At 47.0% G+C, this 18,462-nt stretch carries 13 protein-coding genes; 4 read left to right on the forward strand and 9 right to left on the reverse strand.

Features of this window, described 5'->3' with window-relative positions; genetic code table 11:
* Nucleotides 1-31 precede the first annotated feature (31 nt).
* From glgD to ACIFO6_RS06660, 3 genes are all read right to left on the reverse strand, one after another.
* Entirely contained in the window at nt 32-1,135 is a 1,104-nt protein-coding gene (gene glgD / locus ACIFO6_RS06650; protein ID WP_430039248.1) for a glucose-1-phosphate adenylyltransferase subunit GlgD, read from the reverse strand.
* A gap of 23 nt (nt 1,136-1,158) precedes the next feature.
* Nucleotides 1,159-2,304 (reverse strand): glucose-1-phosphate adenylyltransferase, encoded by a 1,146-nt coding sequence (locus tag ACIFO6_RS06655; protein WP_430039250.1) that lies wholly within the window; start codon nt 2,302-2,304, stop codon nt 1,159-1,161.
* 468 nt (nt 2,305-2,772) lie between these two features.
* Nucleotides 2,773-3,585 carry a DUF3891 family protein gene (locus ACIFO6_RS06660; protein WP_430039252.1) on the reverse strand — a complete coding sequence of 271 codons (813 nt, stop codon included), beginning with the start codon at nt 3,583-3,585 and terminating at the stop codon, nt 2,773-2,775.
* 222 nt (nt 3,586-3,807) lie between these two features.
* On the opposite strand from ACIFO6_RS06660, the gene ACIFO6_RS06665 reads away from it, so the two are divergent.
* Entirely contained in the window at nt 3,808-4,698 is an 891-nt protein-coding gene (locus tag ACIFO6_RS06665; protein ID WP_430039254.1) for a hypothetical protein, read from the forward strand.
* 191 nt (nt 4,699-4,889) lie between these two features.
* Here ACIFO6_RS06665 and ACIFO6_RS06670 read toward each other — a convergent pair whose 3' ends face one another.
* From ACIFO6_RS06670 to ACIFO6_RS06680, 3 genes are all read right to left on the reverse strand, one after another.
* Nucleotides 4,890-5,747 (reverse strand): DNA-binding protein, encoded by an 858-nt coding sequence (locus ACIFO6_RS06670; protein ID WP_430039256.1) that lies wholly within the window; start codon nt 5,745-5,747, stop codon nt 4,890-4,892.
* 277 nt (nt 5,748-6,024) lie between these two features.
* Nucleotides 6,025-7,524 carry a UxaA family hydrolase gene (locus ACIFO6_RS06675; RefSeq protein ID WP_430039258.1) on the reverse strand — a complete coding sequence of 500 codons (1,500 nt, stop codon included), beginning with the start codon at nt 7,522-7,524 and terminating at the stop codon, nt 6,025-6,027.
* Between the two features lie 17 nt (nt 7,525-7,541).
* Nucleotides 7,542-9,035, reverse strand: coding sequence for a tagaturonate reductase (locus tag ACIFO6_RS06680; protein ID WP_430039260.1), 1,494 nt, complete (start codon nt 9,033-9,035; stop codon nt 7,542-7,544).
* Nucleotides 9,036-9,308: 273 nt separating this feature from the next.
* Here ACIFO6_RS06680 and poxB point away from each other — a divergent pair, with 273 nt between their 5' ends.
* Nucleotides 9,309-11,033 carry a ubiquinone-dependent pyruvate dehydrogenase gene (gene poxB / locus ACIFO6_RS06685; RefSeq protein ID WP_430039262.1) on the forward strand — a complete coding sequence of 575 codons (1,725 nt, stop codon included), beginning with the start codon at nt 9,309-9,311 and terminating at the stop codon, nt 11,031-11,033.
* Between the two features lie 102 nt (nt 11,034-11,135).
* On the opposite strand, the gene ACIFO6_RS06690 is transcribed toward poxB, so the two are convergent.
* From ACIFO6_RS06690 to uxaC, 3 genes are all read right to left on the reverse strand, one after another.
* A complete protein-coding gene (locus tag ACIFO6_RS06690) occupies nt 11,136-12,140 on the reverse strand; it encodes a LacI family DNA-binding transcriptional regulator (RefSeq protein WP_430039264.1) in 1,005 nt (334 codons plus the stop codon).
* Nucleotides 12,141-12,227: 87 nt separating this feature from the next.
* The gene (locus ACIFO6_RS06695) at nt 12,228-13,628 is read right to left on the reverse strand and encodes a glycoside-pentoside-hexuronide (GPH):cation symporter (RefSeq protein ID WP_430039266.1); all 1,401 of its coding nucleotides are present in this window, start codon (nt 13,626-13,628) and stop codon (nt 12,228-12,230) included.
* 149 nt (nt 13,629-13,777) lie between these two features.
* A complete protein-coding gene (gene uxaC, locus ACIFO6_RS06700; RefSeq protein WP_430039268.1) occupies nt 13,778-15,202 on the reverse strand; it encodes a glucuronate isomerase in 1,425 nt (474 codons plus the stop codon).
* A 526-nt stretch (nt 15,203-15,728) separates the two neighbouring features.
* Between uxaC and alsS the strand changes: the two genes are divergently transcribed.
* Complete coding sequence (alsS, locus tag ACIFO6_RS06705; RefSeq protein ID WP_430039339.1) at nt 15,729-17,426, forward strand: acetolactate synthase AlsS; 1,698 nt, start codon at nt 15,729-15,731, stop codon at nt 17,424-17,426.
* A gap of 110 nt (nt 17,427-17,536) precedes the next feature.
* The gene (gene budA, locus ACIFO6_RS06710; protein WP_430039270.1) at nt 17,537-18,283 is read left to right on the forward strand and encodes an acetolactate decarboxylase; all 747 of its coding nucleotides are present in this window, start codon (nt 17,537-17,539) and stop codon (nt 18,281-18,283) included.
* Nucleotides 18,284-18,462 lie beyond the last annotated feature (179 nt).

Raw genomic sequence — 18,462 nt, forward strand, 5'->3', positions numbered from 1 at the left:
TTATTTCCGTTTTAAATGCTCAAGCATACTTTTAAATCACACTATTTTTGGCAATGACATAGGGAACTCTGGTATCTCCAATCAAGGTACGATGCGGTGAAAGCTGCACATCCTTATCCAAAATCACATTTTCCACCACTGCGCCTTTACGGATGACACATTTTTGCATAATGATCGAGTTGCTTACGCGTGCGCCCTCCTCCACCCGTACCCCGCGAAAAAGGATGCTGTTCTCAACCTTCCCCCCAATCGTGCAGCCATTGGCAATAAGCGAATGATCCACCTCAGCGCTGTCTGTGTATCGGGTCGGAGCTTCATATTTGATCTTCGTATGCACCGGCTGGTTCTGGAACAGTGCTTGATACTGCTGCTGATCCAGCAGCTTCATGCTGTTTTTATAGTAACTCTCAATGGAATTAATCACTGCATGATAGCCTTCATAGGGATATGCATAAATGCGCAGACCGCTTGGATTTTTTTGAATAGCATCCCGAAAAAAATGGTTATCCTGATGAGCAATGCAATGCTTTACCTGATCAAGATACAGGCTTTTGTCCATGACGAAAATTTCCAGATAAATATTATGATGATCCTGCTCCTTATGGATGCCTGTCACCCGTCCGTCCTCGTCAATCTCCAGCCGAACACACGGAGCGTGCTCAGATTCGAGCCGTTCTATGGATTTGTACACAAGGGTGACGTCCGCATTCTTCTCCCGATGGTAACGGGCTACATCCTCAATATCAACCTTGTTGACATGCTGGGTTCCGGCGTGAACAATCGTCTGACCTGATGAGCGATGAAAAAAGTCCAGATTGTTGTGTACATGCTGCAAATCTCCAAGGGATGCATCCGTAGGATCATTCCAGTCCGGTGGCAAAATAAACAGTCCGCCCCGTCTGCGGTCCAAATCCCAAGGCCGACCTTCACCCAGATGATCCAGCAGCGATCGGTATTTGCGGCGGATGAACAGTGCAATATCATGCACCCCTGCATGCATCATATTGGATAAGGTAAAATCAATGAGCCGATATCGACTGGCAAAGGGAACTGCGGCCCCACACCGGAAATAGGTCAATTCCTTCAACTGATCCAGTTCGTGATCCAGGTTGATGACTCCAATGAGTCGGCTCATAGCGGACACCGTCCTTATCCGGGTTATATTCGTGCATGAAGCTGGCTTTCCTGATCGAACAAAATAACTTCATCCGAGCTGCCCTCAGATCCGATGACCGTGTTGTCTTCAATGGTTATGTTTTCGCTCACAATGGCCCGGTGAATACGTACATTGCGGCCAATTTTGACGTTCGGCATAATGACAGAATCGGTAATAACACTCCCTTCACCTACTTCAACTCCATAAAATAGCACAGAATGTCTGACCTCTCCATCCACCACGCAGCCTTCATTCACAATGCTGTTTTTCAGAATCGCTCGTTGGGTGATATACTGAGCCGGTTGATTAGGACTACGGGTATAGATGCGCCAGAAAGAGTCATTTAGGTTCAGCGGCGGGTCCTGAGCCAGCAGATCCATATTGGACTCCCACAAGCTTTGAATGGTGCCTACATCCTTCCAGTATCCGGCAAACGGGTACGCATACAGCGACCGCCCATGCTGTAGCAGCAACGGAATGATATCCTTGCCAAAATCATGCGAGGATTCAGAATCGCTCGCGCTCTCCAGCAGATATTCGCGCAACACCTCCCATTTGAACAAATAAATGCCCATAGAGGCCAGCGTGCTTTTCGGCTGTTCCGGCTTTTCCTCAAAGTCGTATATTTTCAGATTATCATCGGCGTTCAGAATCCCGAATCGTTTGGCTTCCTGAATTGTGACGTCAATGACGGAAATGGTGCAGTCTGCTCCCTTTTCCTTGTGATAGTCGAGCATGCGACTGTAATCCATTTTATAAATGTGATCTCCTGACAAAATGAGTACATGCTCCGGGTCGTACTGATCCAAAAAATGCAGATTCCGATAAATAGCATCCGCCGTACCTCGATACCAATTGTTTCCATTTTCCTTTTCATGCGGGGGCAAAACAAAAACTCCTCCGTTCAGGCGATCCAAATCCCAGTCGCTGCCGACACCGATATAGGAATGAAGCACCAGCGGCTCATATTGGGTCAGCACCCCTACAGTATCAATACCGGAATGAGTGCAATTGCTGAGGGGAAAATCAATGATGCGATAGGTTCCTCCAAAAAATACAGCCGGTTTGGCAAGTGTTCGGGTCAGTCCTTTGAGTCTTTTGCCTTGTCCGCCAGCGAGCAGCATGGCCACTACTTCCTTCTTTCGCATAACAAAGACCTCCCTGTCATGTGCCTCTGAAGCCATTGCGGCAGGATACTTGATAATATCCATTAAACGTGAATAGGCAGTCGTAATCGTTTCATGGCCGAAGGAACGGGTAAGATTTGATGGAAAGGGTAAAATCATAGTTATGCGGAACGGGCGCAATGAAGCACTAAATCGTGAAATCCCGTTCATCATTTCACATTTTGGATGATTTTAAATCGTAAGTGTATGACAACACGAGCATAAGGAGGCATGAATCATGAAGAATAAAAAATGGGTGGCAGCTGCATTGGGAATGGGTGTTGCATATCTGATGAAAAATAAAGGGGCGCGCGAGAACATCTACAAAATGGTAAAGCTTTAATCCAAGAAAAAAGAGAGCCTCTCTGAATAGTCATTCAGGGGGGCTCTGCTCTGACTTCCTCTGCCTCCATGAACAAAATGTCCGTTCGAAGCAGTATTTGAAGACGGTCAGGCATTCTCCTGATGTTCTTCTACTTCCATTATATGTTCGACGGTAAAGGTTCGATGCGTCCATTCGGAGGATCGGTAGGCCTGTAAAAGACCTGTTGTACGAATTTGCTCTTTATCTACCTTTTTGAAGGTATGGGTTATTCTCACCTTGCCTGTAAAAGGGAAATAGGAAAGGCCAACAGCCTGATCCGACAGCCACTCAGCCCGGACTCTCCCGCATTCATGGCGAACCGCCGGAAAGCTTAAGCCGTTAGCGAACCATTCATAATCTGCGGCAGGTGTACCCGGCTCCCGACTGCACAGAAACAGACTCAATTCGTCGCAGAACAACATTCTGCGTACATCCGTCCGCACCTGATGGTCAAAGGTTACACCAAATGACATCTCCTGTTTGAGCCTGCCCCGACGCTGTTCCTCTGCCTCCAGATAAGCACGCGTCACTTGCTTGTCCTGAGCATCCTTATGCTCGGTCCGTCCGACTAGCTCCTTGTACATCAGGCTGCATAGCAGCGCGGCATAGGAATTCACTTGCTCGACTTCATCAATCCCGAGACGATAGAACACAAAACGTGGATGGAGTGGAAAATCAATAAATGTATAGGGTGCAGATACCTGATCATTCCAGAAAGGAGCGGCGTCCAACTCAATCCACCCCCGGTCATGCTCCCGAGCAGCATATACAAAATCCTGCTTATGCCGTCGATTCTTAAAGGCACTTTCTTCCCACTGTAAAGCCAGCTCCCCTGAAATATGGGCATGGTCATGCTGCGTCGTCATCATATAAGCTTGGTCCGTTTCATAAATAACCATATGCTCTCCCCTTCCGTCCGGCCATTCATCTAATTCGTGTAAAAAACTCTGTTTGAAGGCATGGTTATACTTATTTTTATTATATCAGGATAAGGGTAAAAAGGCAGTGAAGTTTTCCGCCATCTTCTTTCTGATTTACGAAAAAGACTATCCAATGATACGATAAGACCACATGTTATTCCAAACATTACCTATACATCTAGATCAGGAGGATTAAGAAAAATGGATGAATTAGTTCGTTCGATTCAAAAACAGATTCGCATTAAAAGAGTTGCCTGCTGGGCGGGGATCATCCTGTGCGGGCTGTGCGCCCTCATTGGCATAGTTGCTCAAGAGTGGCTCTTGGCTCTCATTACAGTTGGAGCTACTATTTTATGTATCTATAGCTTAACGCTTATGCGCGGGATGACGAAATTTTCTGTGGAATATCAACCGGGAAAACGCTTCCGCTACTATCGTCGTACCGTTCAGCAAAAGTTGCGTTATATCACCTGGGTGCAATGCTTGCTAGGAGTTCTTATTGTCCTGAATTTCACTGTGCTTAGCGGCGGGCTGGTCCTTTTTGTCGTAGCCATCTTTGGTATTCTGACCCTTCAGTTCAGTATCAAGAAACGGATTAAAAATCATCAGGAGCCTGATGCCGCCGACTTGGCTGAGTTTGTACGTTTGGGGATCATCTCTCCCCAAGAGCAGACGATTGGCGTGTATAAAGATTTTGGGCATATTACCCATACGTTTCGGGGGAACCAAATTATGATCGTGACGGATAAACGCCTAATTTCCGTGTTTATAGAGGAACGGGGCCGCGCGTTAAAAACAGAAATGCTGCTCTCAAGCATAAATAAAGTACGTGCGATCGAAACGGGTTTTCAGGGTAAGGGATTATTGCTTTCGGTGAGCAACCGGGATCATAATGAGCATCACATTCATATGATCGGGCAAAGCATTTACTTTTCTCCAGAGCAGTTCGTCGGTTCTTTTCTACGGGCATTGGATGCGGCATTCAAAAGTGCACCGTACCTTTTGGAAGAAACATTCCCGGCCTACCAGCAGTTGAAAATTTCATTGCATCCATCAGAGCAGGGTGCTCTGCATAAGTCTACAACTGCTTAATGTTCATATAACGACGCCAAATAGCAAGCAAGCCCGATTCCTAATGAGCTTACTTGCTTATTTGGCATACTTTTACATCAAATATCTACTTGCTGGAGAACTTCTTTTCTACTTAGTTCTGTCCAAATTAATGATTTGCTCCATGATAAAACACAGAAATGAGGTCATGACCTGTAACAAACACCAGCAAGCTAAACAGACTGAGCGACAGAGGCTGTGAAATCAATTTTTTCATCCTTTAACACTCCTTTTAAAATAGTTATATATTGGTCTTGCTGTGTTGCCGTTGCTTGGGATCTGAAAATCTCAAATATGGCGGTACACTTCCTGAACTCATGCTCATGTTCCATACCCAGGGTATCTGACAGCATGAGGGATTGCAGAATATAGTCCAGTGCAACCGTGAACTGCTGCTGCTTGATGTAATAGAGAGACAGTTGATAGCAGAAGCGAAAATAATAAGACACATTCACAGGCTCTTCGAGATATTTGAAATCGTCAATTTGTTCAGCAAAGGGCTCAAGCACAGTCTCTAAAGAATAGTCTTGCCTGGTTGCCCCTTCCACGATGGAAAGAAGCCCCGGTAACAGCTCCTCCGGATTGTCCTGAAGAAATTGAATATACTCCTGCAACACTTCCAAACAGCCTGACAAAATATCAAGGGCATACAGATTGGCTTTGGCAGCATGGCGATAATATTCGACCTCCGCTTCACCGTGAGGATCAAGACCATTAAACCAGCCCAATTCCGCATACTTTTCGATGCAATCTCGGGCTTCATCATATTTGCCCTGTTTCTGGAAGGCCATTCCTTTCATCAGATGACTGTATCCATAGTAATATACTAGTGGACGTTTGGTATGTATGGGTTGTACGGGTTTCTTGTGCGCTTTGTAGAACTGTAACACCTGATACTTCTGGCTGGCACGGTGGTACAGATGGTCACATAATGCAATCATATTGGCTCCATCGTTAAACGAAAATGACAGCTTAATCATATTAACAAGTGTATCTAAATCTGTGATGTCGGAGTGAACAAGTTCATCCACCCTCCCCACCTCCTTGTCCGACTTTTCATATTCACAAAATAGAAAGCTCGCCAAACCAAAGAATTATTGAATATGACTCATAAAATAACTTAATTACGTAATTAACACTTAATTAAGTTATATCATAAAACCAACTATGCCGCAAGCTTTTTATGAGAAAAAATCCCATTTACGCAGAGGTAAATGGGATTTAAGGATTTGGTGGGCTTCAATCGTTCATTTGTTGTTTTCCAAAAGGGAGACGGAATTCTTCCGCCTCCCCATTCGTTGTAATCCTTTACAACGTAACACCGTTTTTAAAAATAGCCAGCTCTCTGAAATTGTTCTTCTCGTTGTTCACCCAGGTTCCGCTGGCTACATCGACAATGTAATCCACAAAGCTGCGGAGCGCATCCTCCATACTAACATCCTCCACCAGTGAACCGGCGTTATAGTCGATCCAATGGGGTTTGGCCTTATACAGCGGCGAGTTGGTCGAAACCTTCATTGTCGGAACGAAGGAACCAAAAGGCGTACCGCGTCCAGTTGTGAAAATAACGAGCTGGCAGCCCGCTGCCGCAAGCGCCGAAGAAGCAACCAGATCATTCCCCGGTGCGCTGAGCAGGTTGAGTCCCTTGGTTTTGAGAAGCTCCCCGTACTGAATAACATCGGTGACCGTGGAAGAGCCGGATTTTTGCGTACAGCCCAGCGATTTATCCTCCAGTGTCGTGATGCCCCCTGCTTTGTTACCTGGTGACGGATTTTCGTATACCGGCTGCTTGTAATCCAGAAAATATTGCTTGAAATCGTTAATCAGATGCACGATTTTGCCGAATACCTCCTCGTCTGCCGCACGTTCCATGAGAATCGTCTCCGCGCCGAACATTTCCGGCACCTCAGTGAGTACCGTCGTGCCGCCCTGCGCAGCCATATAATCCGACAGCCGGCCGAGCAGCGGATTGGCGGTAATACCGGACAAGCCGTCAGAGCCGCCGCATTTCAGCCCGATATTCAGCTCAGCTAAAGGTACTGGCTCCCGCCGGTCTTCCTGCACAGCCGCATAAATTTCATGAAGCAACCGTACTCCTTCCTCCACTTCATCCGATACTTCCTGGGAAAGCAAAAACTTTACCCGTTCCGGGTCATATTCCCCGATGGCTTCCTTAAACTCCTTCATTTCATTGTTCTCGCAGCCTAAGCCAAGAACCAGCACCCCACCCGCATTGGAATGCTTCACCGCATCGATCAAGATCGTGCGCGTATATGCATGATCGTCTCCCAACTGGGAACAACCATAGTTATGCTTGAGCACAAGTGCATTTTCAAAAGGCGAAATATCGCCCGCTTCCTGCTTGAAACGATTTAAAATAAGCTCGGCAATCCCGTTCACACAACCGACCGTTGGCACAATCCACAACTCATTGCGAATGCCCACGCGACCGTCCTTTCGTCGATACCCCTGAAATGTGCGACTCTCCTGTTCATATAAATGAGGCGCTGGCTTAGGCTTGTAAGTATATTCCTCCACGCCCGTCAGATTCGTCTTTGTATTATGCGTATGCACATGCTGCCCTGCCTGAATGGGCTGAATGGCATGGCCAATCGGATATCCGTATTTCAGCACATTTCCACCTTCGGGAATGTCCTGCAATGCAATTTTATGCCCACGCGCCACATCCTCAGCCAGTTCTACACGCTGTTCTGCTTTCGCTCCCCACGCCAGCGTCTCGCCCTGCTTGTAATCGCGCAAAGCGACAGCCACGTTATCTTGATCATGAATTTGAATGAATTCCAGCATTTCAGTCCCCTCCTTGCTTATGCTCTGGGCACGCTGTTCCCGGTTAGAGAATCCAGCGTCTCCTTCATTCCCCTGCTTGTAATCTCATACACATGCTGTGCCGTCTGTTCAGCCAATCCTGCAATCTGGTTCAGGTCTTGCCCCCACCAGGTCTGCTTGCCCAGTATCTGTGCCGTGAATTGCTTCGCTCCGGCAAGTGTTCCGTCATATCCGCTCCACAGCTCGCCAAACGCGGTCAACACTTCCGCTTCGTCTGCCAAAGCAATCGGTTCGCCGTCTCTCTTTCCCCGGTAAAATATGAATAAGGACGCCAGCGAAAATACTGTTTTGACAGGTAATGCCTTATGCTGCTCTACATATTGAAGCAGGGAAGGCAAATTACGCGTCTTGAACTTGGATATCGAATTCAGTGCAATGCTCATAACATAATGACTCACATACGGATTATGAAACCGTTCAATGACATCATCGGCGTATACATTCAATTCCGCTGCTGGCGAATCCAGTGTTGGAATCACTTCTTCCCGAATAAGTGACTGAATAAAAGCACCCACGACATCATGCTCGACCGCCTGCCCTACCGTATCCAAGCCATATAAATAAGCGACAGGTGTGAGCGCCGTATGTGCCCCGTTCAAAATACGCACCTTGCGTGTACGGTATGGCGCCATATCGTCGACAATCAGTACGTTCAGTCCAGCCAGATGAGCAGGCAATTCTTCCTTGAGCCATTGTGGTCCTTCGATGACCCACAGGTGATACTGTTCACCGACAACGACCAGACTGTCCTCATAACCCAACTCTGCTTGAATCTCTGTGATCCGGTCCTTGGGATAACCCGGCACAATCCGATCCACGAGGCTGTTACAGAACGTATTCGCTTTCTCCAGCCAGGCTGTAAACTCAGCACCAAGCTTCCACTGATCTGCATACTTCAATACAATTTCCTTGAGCGCATCTCCATTGCGGTCGATCAGCTCGCATGGAATGATAACCAGGCCCTTGTCTGGATCTCCATTAAAAAATTGAAAGCGCTTATACAGCAAAGCAGCCAGCTTACCTGGAAAGCTCTTTTGCGGGCGATCTTCCAGCCGATCCTCCGGCACGTAAGCAATTCCTGCCTCCGTCGTGTTCGATACGACAAAGCGCAGCTCCGGTTTTTGAGACAACGCCTCATATTCTGACCAATCTGAGCCGTAAGGGTTAAGCCCGCGGGTGACGCATTCCACCAAGGTATGCTCCTTCACGGCCTGCCCGTCTTTTATCCCTTCGAGAATAACCGTGTACAGACCATCCTGCTCATTAAGCTTCTCTACGAGACCTCCTGCCTGCGGCTGTACCACGACAACACCCGTATTCCAATCGGCTAGCTTATTCATTTTGTCAAATTGCCAATCTACAAAAGCACGCAGGAAATTCCCTTCCCCAAATTGCAGCACCCTCTCAGGATGCGGCTCTGTTACGATAAAGTTTTTTCTGTTTAGTTGGTCTAGTTCATCTACTTGTTTCATCCGGAGTAACCTCCCATAATTACCTTAATGATTTCAATCATATTCTATCACAATGCACACGTTAACAAAACAGTTTTCTCAATATTTTTGGTTTTTTGAAATATTAATGACAATAATATGAACACGTTAACATATGAAATTATGCAACTATTCGCGGAGCTATGACTATCTTCCTGTTGTTTCGCACCTGAACCAAGGCGGTTAAGGCTTATTAGAATAGATGCAAGATAGCACGGGCAGGATAACATTACTTACTAGGCAGGAGGAACATCTATGAAGACAATCGCAGATACCATTGTAGAGGTTTTAGTCAATGCTGGGGTCAAGCGAATTTATGGTATCGTTGGAGATTCCTTAAATAATATGGTCGATTCCATTCGCAGTGACGGTCAAATTGAATGGATTCATGTACGGCACGAAGAAGTGGCTGCCTTTGCAGCCGGGGCAGATGCTGATCTAAGCGGCAGCATTGCAGTATGTGCCGGTAGCAGTGGTCCCGGAAATCTGCATCTTATTAACGGATTATATGATTGTCACCGCAATCGGGTACCTGTACTCGCTATTGCGGCCCATATTCCAAGCGACGAAATTGGAAGCGAATATTTCCAAGCTACACATCCCGAGCATCTTTTCGGGGAATGCAGCCACTTCTGTGAAGTCATTACAACTCCACGACAAATTCCAAGAACCGTTACAATGGCTATACAACAGGCGGTTTCACGTTCAGGTGTCTCTGTCATTGTTCTTCCCGGCGATGTGGCCGCTTTAGCAGCAGAAAAGGCGCCTATTCCTGAACATGTCTACCATCCCACTACACCTGTGGTGCATCCATCAGCTTCGGAAATTTCCCGGCTGGCCGAGTATCTGAATCAAGGCAAACGAATCACTTTGTTATGCGGCTCCGGCTGTGCGAAATCCCACGAATTGCTCATGCAACTGTGCAACAAGCTGAAATCCCCTATGGTAGTTGCCCTTCGGGGCAAGGAATATCTGGAGTATAACAATCCTTATTATGCAGGCCTAACGGGGCTGATCGGGTATTCTTCCGGATACCATGCGATGATGGATTGTGACGTCCTGCTTATGCTCGGAACAGACTTTCCCTACAGACAATTTTATCCCGAAAATGCAGTTGTGCTGCAAGTGGATATTGAGCCTGCCCACCTCGGCAGACGCACTCCCTTAACGTATGGGCTGTGCGGGGATGTAAAAGTAACGTCGGAAATACTGCTTCCTCATTTAACGACAGAGCATGATTCCAAGCATTTGGAAAAAACCGTCTCCCGCTATACCAAGGTGCGTCAGGAGTTGGATGAGCTAGCGGTTGGTAAACCGGGTCATACACCAATCCATCCCCAATATCTCACCAAGGTCGTCAGTGACGCCGCGCATGAAAATGCCATTTTCACCTGTGATGTTGGTACTCCCACTGTATGGGCAGCACGTTATTTGCAAATGAACGGTCAACGCCGACTTATCGGCTCCTTCAATCATGGAACGATGGCAAGTGCATTGCCGCAAGCGATTGGGGCACAAGCCACTGAGCCTGACCGCCAGGTTATTGCTCTTTCTGGCGATGGCGGACTGACGATGCTGATGGGCGATCTGCTTACCCTGAAACAGCATCAGTTACCTGTAAAAGTCATTGTTTTCAATAATGGCGCCCTCGGTTTTGTTGAGCTGGAAATGAAAGCAGCCGGTTTTCTGGAAAATGGCACCGAGCTGGTGAATCCTGATTTTGGCGCTGTGGCGGAAGCTATGGGTCTCAAGGGAATTCGAGTCGAAGATCCGGCGATGTTGGAGGACGCGATTCAACAGGCATTGGCTCACATTGGCCCTGTAGTCGTGGATGTAGTGGTCAATCGTCAGGAGCTATCCATGCCGCCCAAGATTAATCTCAAACAGGCTGAAGGCTTTACGTTATGGATGATGAAAGCTGTGCTGAACGGGCGCGGTGACGAAATTGTTGAACTGGCGAAAACAAATCTTTTACGATAAAGCTGCCACACTCGCACATATTTTAACAAAAAAAGGACAGGAACAGCGCGTTATGCACTGAACCTATCCTTTTGGGTTCGCTTTTTTCCAACATCATCAAGTTTAACGTTGCCTGTCTGCTGTCGATTTCCGCTTCATGAGCGCGGTTTCCATAAATATAAGCTCGCCCTCGTTCAACGGTGACTGGACCCTTTCCAAAATACATGCGGCTCCACGAGCGCTAATCTGCTCAATCGGTCTTTTGACCGTCGTTAACGGCGGGGTCGTATACATCGAAAAGCCAATATCGTCAAATCCAATGACCGAGACATCGTCTGGTACTTTTAAGCCGTGCTCGAATACGGCGTTCATCGCCCCGATAGCCATATCATCGTTAGAGCAAAACACCGCCGTGGGCGGTTCCTTCAGGGAAAGCAACTGCTTCATCGCCTGGCTTCCGCTTTCGGTGTCATAATGGCCATGCATAATATATTCGTGCCGAATCGGCTTGCCACTGTCAATCAGCGCATTCATGAAACCCTCTCGCCGTTGCTGGGTGGACTTAAAGCCTTCTACCCCTTCAATGATCGCGATGCGCTCATGCCCGCTTTCAATGAGAAAGGAAACGGCCTCATAAGACCCTTCCTTATCGTTCGAAATGACATTCACAATGCCTGCTCCTGACACCTGCCGATTCAGCACGACGAGCGGAATGCCCTGACCAAGCACATGATAAATAAACGGGTTGTCCGCCTCGCTCTGACTCATCAGGATGATGCCATCAAAACGCTTGCGGTGAATGGCCGAAAAATCGGCGTAATCGTCAATCCCTCGCACAAACAGATTGTAATCCACCCCAATGACATGATTCACTCCACGGATGGTGTCTGCAAAAAAGCTGGAGCTTGTGCCTTCTGAAATACTGGTGAAAAACAGACCAATCGTATGCGAGCGCTGGAGGACAAGGCTTTTGGCGTTAAAATTCGGAATGTAATTGAGTTGCTCCGCCAGCTCCATAATTTTGCGTTTGGTATCTTCTTTGATCAAGGGGCTGTTGTTGAGCGCCCGGGAGACGGTCGTATGGGAAACATTCGCCAATTTGGCAATGTCTTTAATGGTAGCTGCCATAATACGTATCCTTTCTTTATTGAGGCTCTAAAAAATTATATACCCACCATACCACAAGAGCCGCCCGGAAAAGAAGACTTTCACAAATTATACGCGGTTATCAGCATGTCGACGCTGTAGCTCTTGAACCATTTCTGCATGTCTGCTGTCTGTCAGCTTGTACATTTTACCGATTACCAGCATGGCAATGAGCAGGGCAACAGCAGGATAGAGACACAGCAGCGCCTTAATTCCGAGCAGCGTTCCAGAGGTTTGAACCACATTCGGGACATACCCGATAAACGCCAGCCCGATACCGGAAAGAAAGCCGGATAAGGATTGAGCCAATTTGCGTGAAAAATTAAACAGCGAGTAAGTAATCCCTTCTTTCCGCTCCCCGGATGACCATTCACCATAATCAATGATATCGGAGACAAAGGCCCAGGTAACCCCGTTAGGAATACTAATACCAATGAACGAAATACTGGCTAGAATGGTGAAAATATATACATTCGATGGCATAAAGAAGTTCATAGAGTCGGCAATGACACTGACCAGCATCCCAAGCATGGCTGTTTTTCGTTTACCGAAGCGCCGCACCAGTTTGGGCAAGAACAATACACCCAGCAACGACGAACCAATAATAATAAAATTCATATAAGCCATTAATTCTACATGCCCCAAATTATATTCGGCAAAATAGATCAGCAGCGCGGACTTGATATTGTACGCGGATATGGTAAAAATCGTCATCAACACGAGTACCAACAGAGGCTTGTTGGTCGTAAAGGTATGCACGATCACGCCAAAAGAGAGTTTTTCCTTGGGACTTGACTGACTAACAATACGTTCCTTCGTTCCCCGATAGCATATCATAAAAGCGATCACACCAATGAATGACATGATTCCCATCACAATAGGATATCCCACATGATGGTTGGGAAACAGTAAAATAAGCGGCATAACGATGACACTGGTTACGAATAATGCTCCCAGTGAGCCTGCCTGACGGAAGGAAGATAATGAAGCACGTTGAATGGTATCCTGCGTAATAGCCGCCCCTAGTGAACCATACGGAATATTCACAATGGAATACCCAACTCCCCAGATCATATAGGACGCATAGGCATAAATAAGCTTGCCCGTTGGTGAGATGTTCGGCGAAATAAAGGTAAGAACCGTAAGAATAGCAAGGAGGACGCTTCCAACGATAAGAAAGGGTCTGAATTTCCCGCGTGGACCAATATGCTTGCGATAGTCGACAAAGGACCCGACAATAGGATCGCAGATGGCAGCAAACAGCTTGCTGACCAGAAAAATACCTGCGGCTGCTCCTGCTGAAACGCCTGCTACATCCGTAAAGAATTTCAACAGGTACAACTGTCCCAGATCAAACATGAATCCGTTTCCAAAGTCACCCATACCATAAGAAATCTTTTCTTTCAGGCTGATATGCTCACCTGTCTTGTTGTCAGTTTGGATGCTCTCCTGAACGATAGGCACTCCCATACCCTGCTCACTCCTCTATTTTTTGTGATTACTTTCACATTCTTAATGGATACGTATTCTGTTTTCAATCCACCTTACCCGGAGCTTGAACATACTCCAGGCAAGGGTATCTATTGAAATGTGAATTTACAAGTTCATCCTGTATAGCATCACTTGCTGTGTACCACCGTCGGGAAATTAAAATATTGCTTGGCATTGTTGTAGCTAATATTTTGTACCATCTCTCCAAGCAGCTCCAGATCCTCAGGCGCCTTGCCTTCTTGTACCCACGTTCCGATCAGATCACACAGTATCCGGCGGAAATATTCGTGCCGTGTGTAGGATAGGAAGCTGCGAGAATCCGTTAGCATACCGATAAAGCGAGACAGCACTCCATAGTTGGCCAGCAGCTTCATCTGCTCCTGCATGCCTTCGATATGATCGTTATACCACCATGCAGTGCCAAACTGGATTTTCCCTGCTGTTCCGCCGGACTGGAAGCAGCCTGCAAGACTTGCCAGCACCGGATAATCAACTGAGTTGAGCGAATATAAAATAGTTCGCGGCAGACCACCTGCCAGCTCCTGTGCGTCCAGCAATGCCGCCAGCGGACGAGCGATGGAGCCGTCATTAACCGCATCATAGCCTGTATCTGGTCCCAAGCGCCGGAACATGGCAGTGTTATTATTACGCAGCGCGTGAATATGGTACTGCATAGCCCAGCCATGCTCTGCATACTGTTTTCCAAGGAATACCAGAACGTACGATTTGTATTTCGCTTCTTCTAATGGAGTTACATTACCTTCCTCCAGCGCCTTGCTGTATATCGTTGCCGCTTCCTCACGTGTCGTTTCTTCATAAACGACTGTATCCAGCGCATGATCGGACACCCGTCCTCCGACAGCATGGAAGTGACGTACCCGGCTCGCCAGCGCGTTCAAAAACCCTTCCAGACCGGAAACATCCAGTCCGCTCACTTCACCCAATCGAGCCACCCAGGGCTGGAATGTCTCACGATTAATCTCCAGCGCTTTGTCCGGACGGAAGCTTGGCAGTACAGCCACCGGAAAATCAGCCAGCTTGCCGATTTGCTTATGATATTCGAGATGGTCCGTCGGATCATCGGTAGTGCACACAACGGTTACCTTTGAATTCACAATCAGATCACGTGCCCCAAAGCCCTTTCCTTGCAGCTTTTGGTTCACCTTTTCCCAAATTACAGGCGCATTCTGTTCGTTCAACAGCTCATGGACACCAAAAAAGCGCTGAAGCTCCAAATGCGTCCAATGATACAGCGGGTTGCCGATCAGTGTAGGTACGGTTTTGGCCCAAGCCAAAAATTTGTCATAGTCTTCCGCATCTCCGGTAATCAGGCGTTCTTCAACTCCATTGGCCCGCATGAGTCTCCACTTGTAATGATCCCCGTACAGCCATGCTTCCGTAATGTTTTTGAACGTTTTATTTTCGTAAATTTCCTGTGGACTTAAATGACAATGATAGTCGAGAATCGGCAAATCCTTGGCGTACTGATGATACAAAATTTCAGCAGTCGGATTGCTCAACAAAAAGTTGTCGTCTAAAAATGCTTTGGTCATGGCTCATTCATCCCTTCTATAATCATGTTTCCTGATAATTGTTAACGTGAACAAAAATGAATTCGATCTTTCTGCTATCCAGTAATAGCATTCAATGACGCATAGCAGGTTACCTGATTATATCAGATCAAACCGCTATAATACGATACCTGTATGTCGAATCACCCTTGATTACTTCTCCTTAAATTTAATGTTTACGTTAACAACAATTATATTGTAACCGCTATCCTTTGCAGAGGAAAGTGATTTTTATCATGAGAAGGAGCAAAAAAAAGACCTGGCCTCAGCTTCAGCAGATCTGTTTACTCCGTCCAACTTTATTTTCAGACTATAGCGCGGCTTGCACAGACTCTATATTCATTTTTTTGATTTTCCCTCTTGAACCGCTCTTTGAAAACGTTTTTATAAATTTTCAATCTTTTTCAGAAAATATTTCTCTTGAAAATACCAGTTTATGTATTATAATTGTAATATACAACCAATGTTTTACATTGAAAGTAAGTCATTATCATATTCCAAAGAAGAGGTGATCGCGTTGAGCACAAAAGTGCAAGCTATCCATACTAAAACCGGTACAAAAGGAGCTGACCTCGTTGTCGATTGCTTGATTAAACAAGGTGTAACACACATTTTTGGTATTCCAGGTGCCAAGATTGACTCGGTATTTGATGTCCTGCAAGAACGCGGCCCTGAGCTGATCGTATGCCGTCACGAGCAAAATGCCGCCTTTATGGCAGCTGCCGTCGGTCGCCTAACGGGTAAACCTGGCGTATGTCTCGTAACCTCCGGCCCCGGTGCATCGAATTTGGCTACAGGACTTGTCACTGCAAATGCGGAAAGTGATCCCATCGTCGCTCTCGCTGGTGCAGTTCCAAGATCCGAGCGTTTGAAGCGCACCCACCAATCCATGGATAGCGCCGGGTTATTCGAGCCTATCACCAAATACAGTGTTGAAGTGGAGCATCCCGATAGTGTGCCAGAAGCCATTACCAACGCATTTCGGATTGCGACCTCAGCACAGCCTGGAGCAACCTTTGTAAGTCTACCGCAGGACGTGTTGACTTCGTCATCCGAAGTAACCGCCATTGAGAAGCTTTCCCTTCCACAGCTTGGAACCGCACCAGCCGGACTTATCAAACAAGTAGCAGGCCAAATCAGCCATGCCAAGTTACCCGTTCTTTTACTCGGTATGAAAGCCAGCACTCCCGAAGCTACAGCAGCCATCCGCGCACTCATTCAGAACACAGATCTGCCTGTCGTTGAAACCTTCCAGGCTGCCGGAGCCATTTCGCGCGAACTGGAGGACCATTATTTGGGCCGAGTGGGCTTGTTCCACAATCAGCCGGGTGACATGCTCCTTGGAGCCGCAGATTTGGTGCTGACCATTGGCTATGACCCCATTGAATACGATCCGAAAAACTGGAACATTCCTGCAAACCGAACCCTGATTCATCTGGATGATCATCAGGCGGATATCGACCATGATTATCAACCGGATTACGAACTGATCGGGAATATAGCTCTGATCGTGCGCAGTCTCGCAGAAGAATTGCCTGCATTAAAGCTGTCTGAAACCTCATGCGCCCAACTGAACCGTCTCCGCCACGATCTAAACGAACAAGCTGCCGCCCCTGTCCGCAAGCACGACTATCTGGTTCATCCATTACAATTCATTCGTACTCTGCGCAGCCTGATTGATGATCATGTCACGGTCACCTGCGATGTGGGTTCCCACTACATTTGGATGGCCCGGTATTTCCGATCCTATGAGCCGCGTCGCCTTCTGTTCAGTAACGGGATGCAGACGCTGGGTGTAGCTCTTCCCTGGGGCATTGCTGCCACTCTCGTCAATCCTGGTCAAAAAGTCGTTTCCATTTCCGGCGACGGAGGATTTCTTTTCTCATCCATGGAGCTTGAAACCGCCGTACGTCTCAACTCCCCACTTGTACACATCGTATGGAGAGACGGCACCTACGACATGGTCGCTTTTCAACAACGGATTAAATATGGCAGAACCTCCGGCGTAGAATTTGGAGATGTGGATGTCGTAAAATATGCCGAAAGCTTCGGGGCAACCGGATTGCGTGTGCATTCCCCTGAAGAACTGGAAAGCGTATTGCAACAGGCACTACATACCGATGGCCCCGTGGTCGTCGATATTCCGATTGATTATCAGGATAATATCCAGCTGGGACGTAAACTGCTGCCCAATCAGTTAAACTGACTTCACAGTTGCCCAAACGTGACGACTTGGTGACAATGAATGGCGTTTAACATTTTTTATGAAAAAGAAAGAAAATAAATGCATCCAATCACAAAAGGAAGTGTATTTCCATGACCGTTGCAGAACTGGAAACAAAGCAAAAAACTGATCATGATATTTATCAAACGTCCACCATGCTCGCTTTATTGGATGGTCTTTATGACGGAGTCGTTACCTTCAAGGAACTGCAAAAGCACGGGGATTTCGGGCTCGGCACCTTCGATCAACTGAATGGTGAGATGATTGCGTTTGATGGCGAATTTTATCACTTGCTTCCAGACGGTACGGCCCATCGTGTAAAACCGGAAGAGACAACTCCCTTTTCCACTGTCACCTTTTTCCGCGAAGATTTCACATATACTATTGACCATCCCATACATCGTGAAGAGCTGGAAGCCCTGCTGCTAAAGCTGTTTCCAAGTCGTAATCTGTTCTACGCCTTCCGTATGGATGGCACTTTTCGTGAAGTGAAGACACGCACCGTGCCTCACCAAGTGAAGCCTTACAAACCTTTTATCGAAGCGACCAAATCACAGCCCACCTTCACTTTTAACGACGCTTCCGGCGTAATTACCGGGTTTTGGACACCTGCATATGCTCAAGGAATTGGAGTGGCCGGGTTCCATTTGCACTTTATTAACGACGAGCGTACCGGAGGCGGGCATGTCTTTGATTTTGTTGTCGACAAGTGCACAATCCGTGTTTGTCAAAAATCCAATCTGCACCTCGTCCTGCCCAATACACTCGATTATTTGACCGCCAATCTGTCCAGAGAAAATCTGGAGAAAGAAATCGCCATTACTGAGGGTGCGCAATAATCACAGGGTATGACTCATGAAGATACAATGGAATTTGTTATAAATGAGATTCTACCTCCTACAGAAACCAAAAGATCGCAGCCTGGAAGAGATGCTTGATGCTCTCCGGCTGCGATCTTTTTAATAGAGTATTTTGCATAAATCCTAAGAACGATTTCAAATCAGCAATATATTGATCG

The organism is Paenibacillus sp. NRS-1781 (genome assembly GCF_050467745.1).
GTDB classification, from domain to species: Bacteria; Bacillota; Bacilli; order Paenibacillales; family Paenibacillaceae; genus Paenibacillus; species Paenibacillus terrae_A.

What these genes read in the sequence shown, in the direction of transcription:
- ACIFO6_RS06690 (WP_430039264.1), bottom strand. Translation starts at nt 12,140, where the DNA reads ATGGCAGCTACCATTAAAGACATTGCCAAATTGGCGAATGTTTCCCAT.
- ACIFO6_RS06695 (WP_430039266.1), bottom strand. Translation starts at nt 13,628, where the DNA reads ATGGGAGTGCCTATCGTTCAGGAGAGCATCCAAACTGACAACAAGACA.
- ACIFO6_RS06655 (WP_430039250.1), bottom strand. Translation starts at nt 2,304, where the DNA reads ATGCGAAAGAAGGAAGTAGTGGCCATGCTGCTCGCTGGCGGACAAGGC.
- ACIFO6_RS06660 (WP_430039252.1), bottom strand. Translation starts at nt 3,585, where the DNA reads ATGGTTATTTATGAAACGGACCAAGCTTATATGATGACGACGCAGCAT.
- poxB (WP_430039262.1), top strand. Translation starts at nt 9,309, where the DNA reads ATGAAGACAATCGCAGATACCATTGTAGAGGTTTTAGTCAATGCTGGG.
- uxaC (WP_430039268.1), bottom strand. Translation starts at nt 15,202, where the DNA reads ATGACCAAAGCATTTTTAGACGACAACTTTTTGTTGAGCAATCCGACT.
- glgD (WP_430039248.1), bottom strand. Translation starts at nt 1,135, where the DNA reads ATGAGCCGACTCATTGGAGTCATCAACCTGGATCACGAACTGGATCAG.
- ACIFO6_RS06665 (WP_430039254.1), top strand. Translation starts at nt 3,808, where the DNA reads ATGGATGAATTAGTTCGTTCGATTCAAAAACAGATTCGCATTAAAAGA.
- ACIFO6_RS06675 (WP_430039258.1), bottom strand. Translation starts at nt 7,524, where the DNA reads ATGCTGGAATTCATTCAAATTCATGATCAAGATAACGTGGCTGTCGCT.
- budA (WP_430039270.1), top strand. Translation starts at nt 17,537, where the DNA reads ATGACCGTTGCAGAACTGGAAACAAAGCAAAAAACTGATCATGATATT.
- ACIFO6_RS06680 (WP_430039260.1), bottom strand. Translation starts at nt 9,035, where the DNA reads ATGAAACAAGTAGATGAACTAGACCAACTAAACAGAAAAAACTTTATC.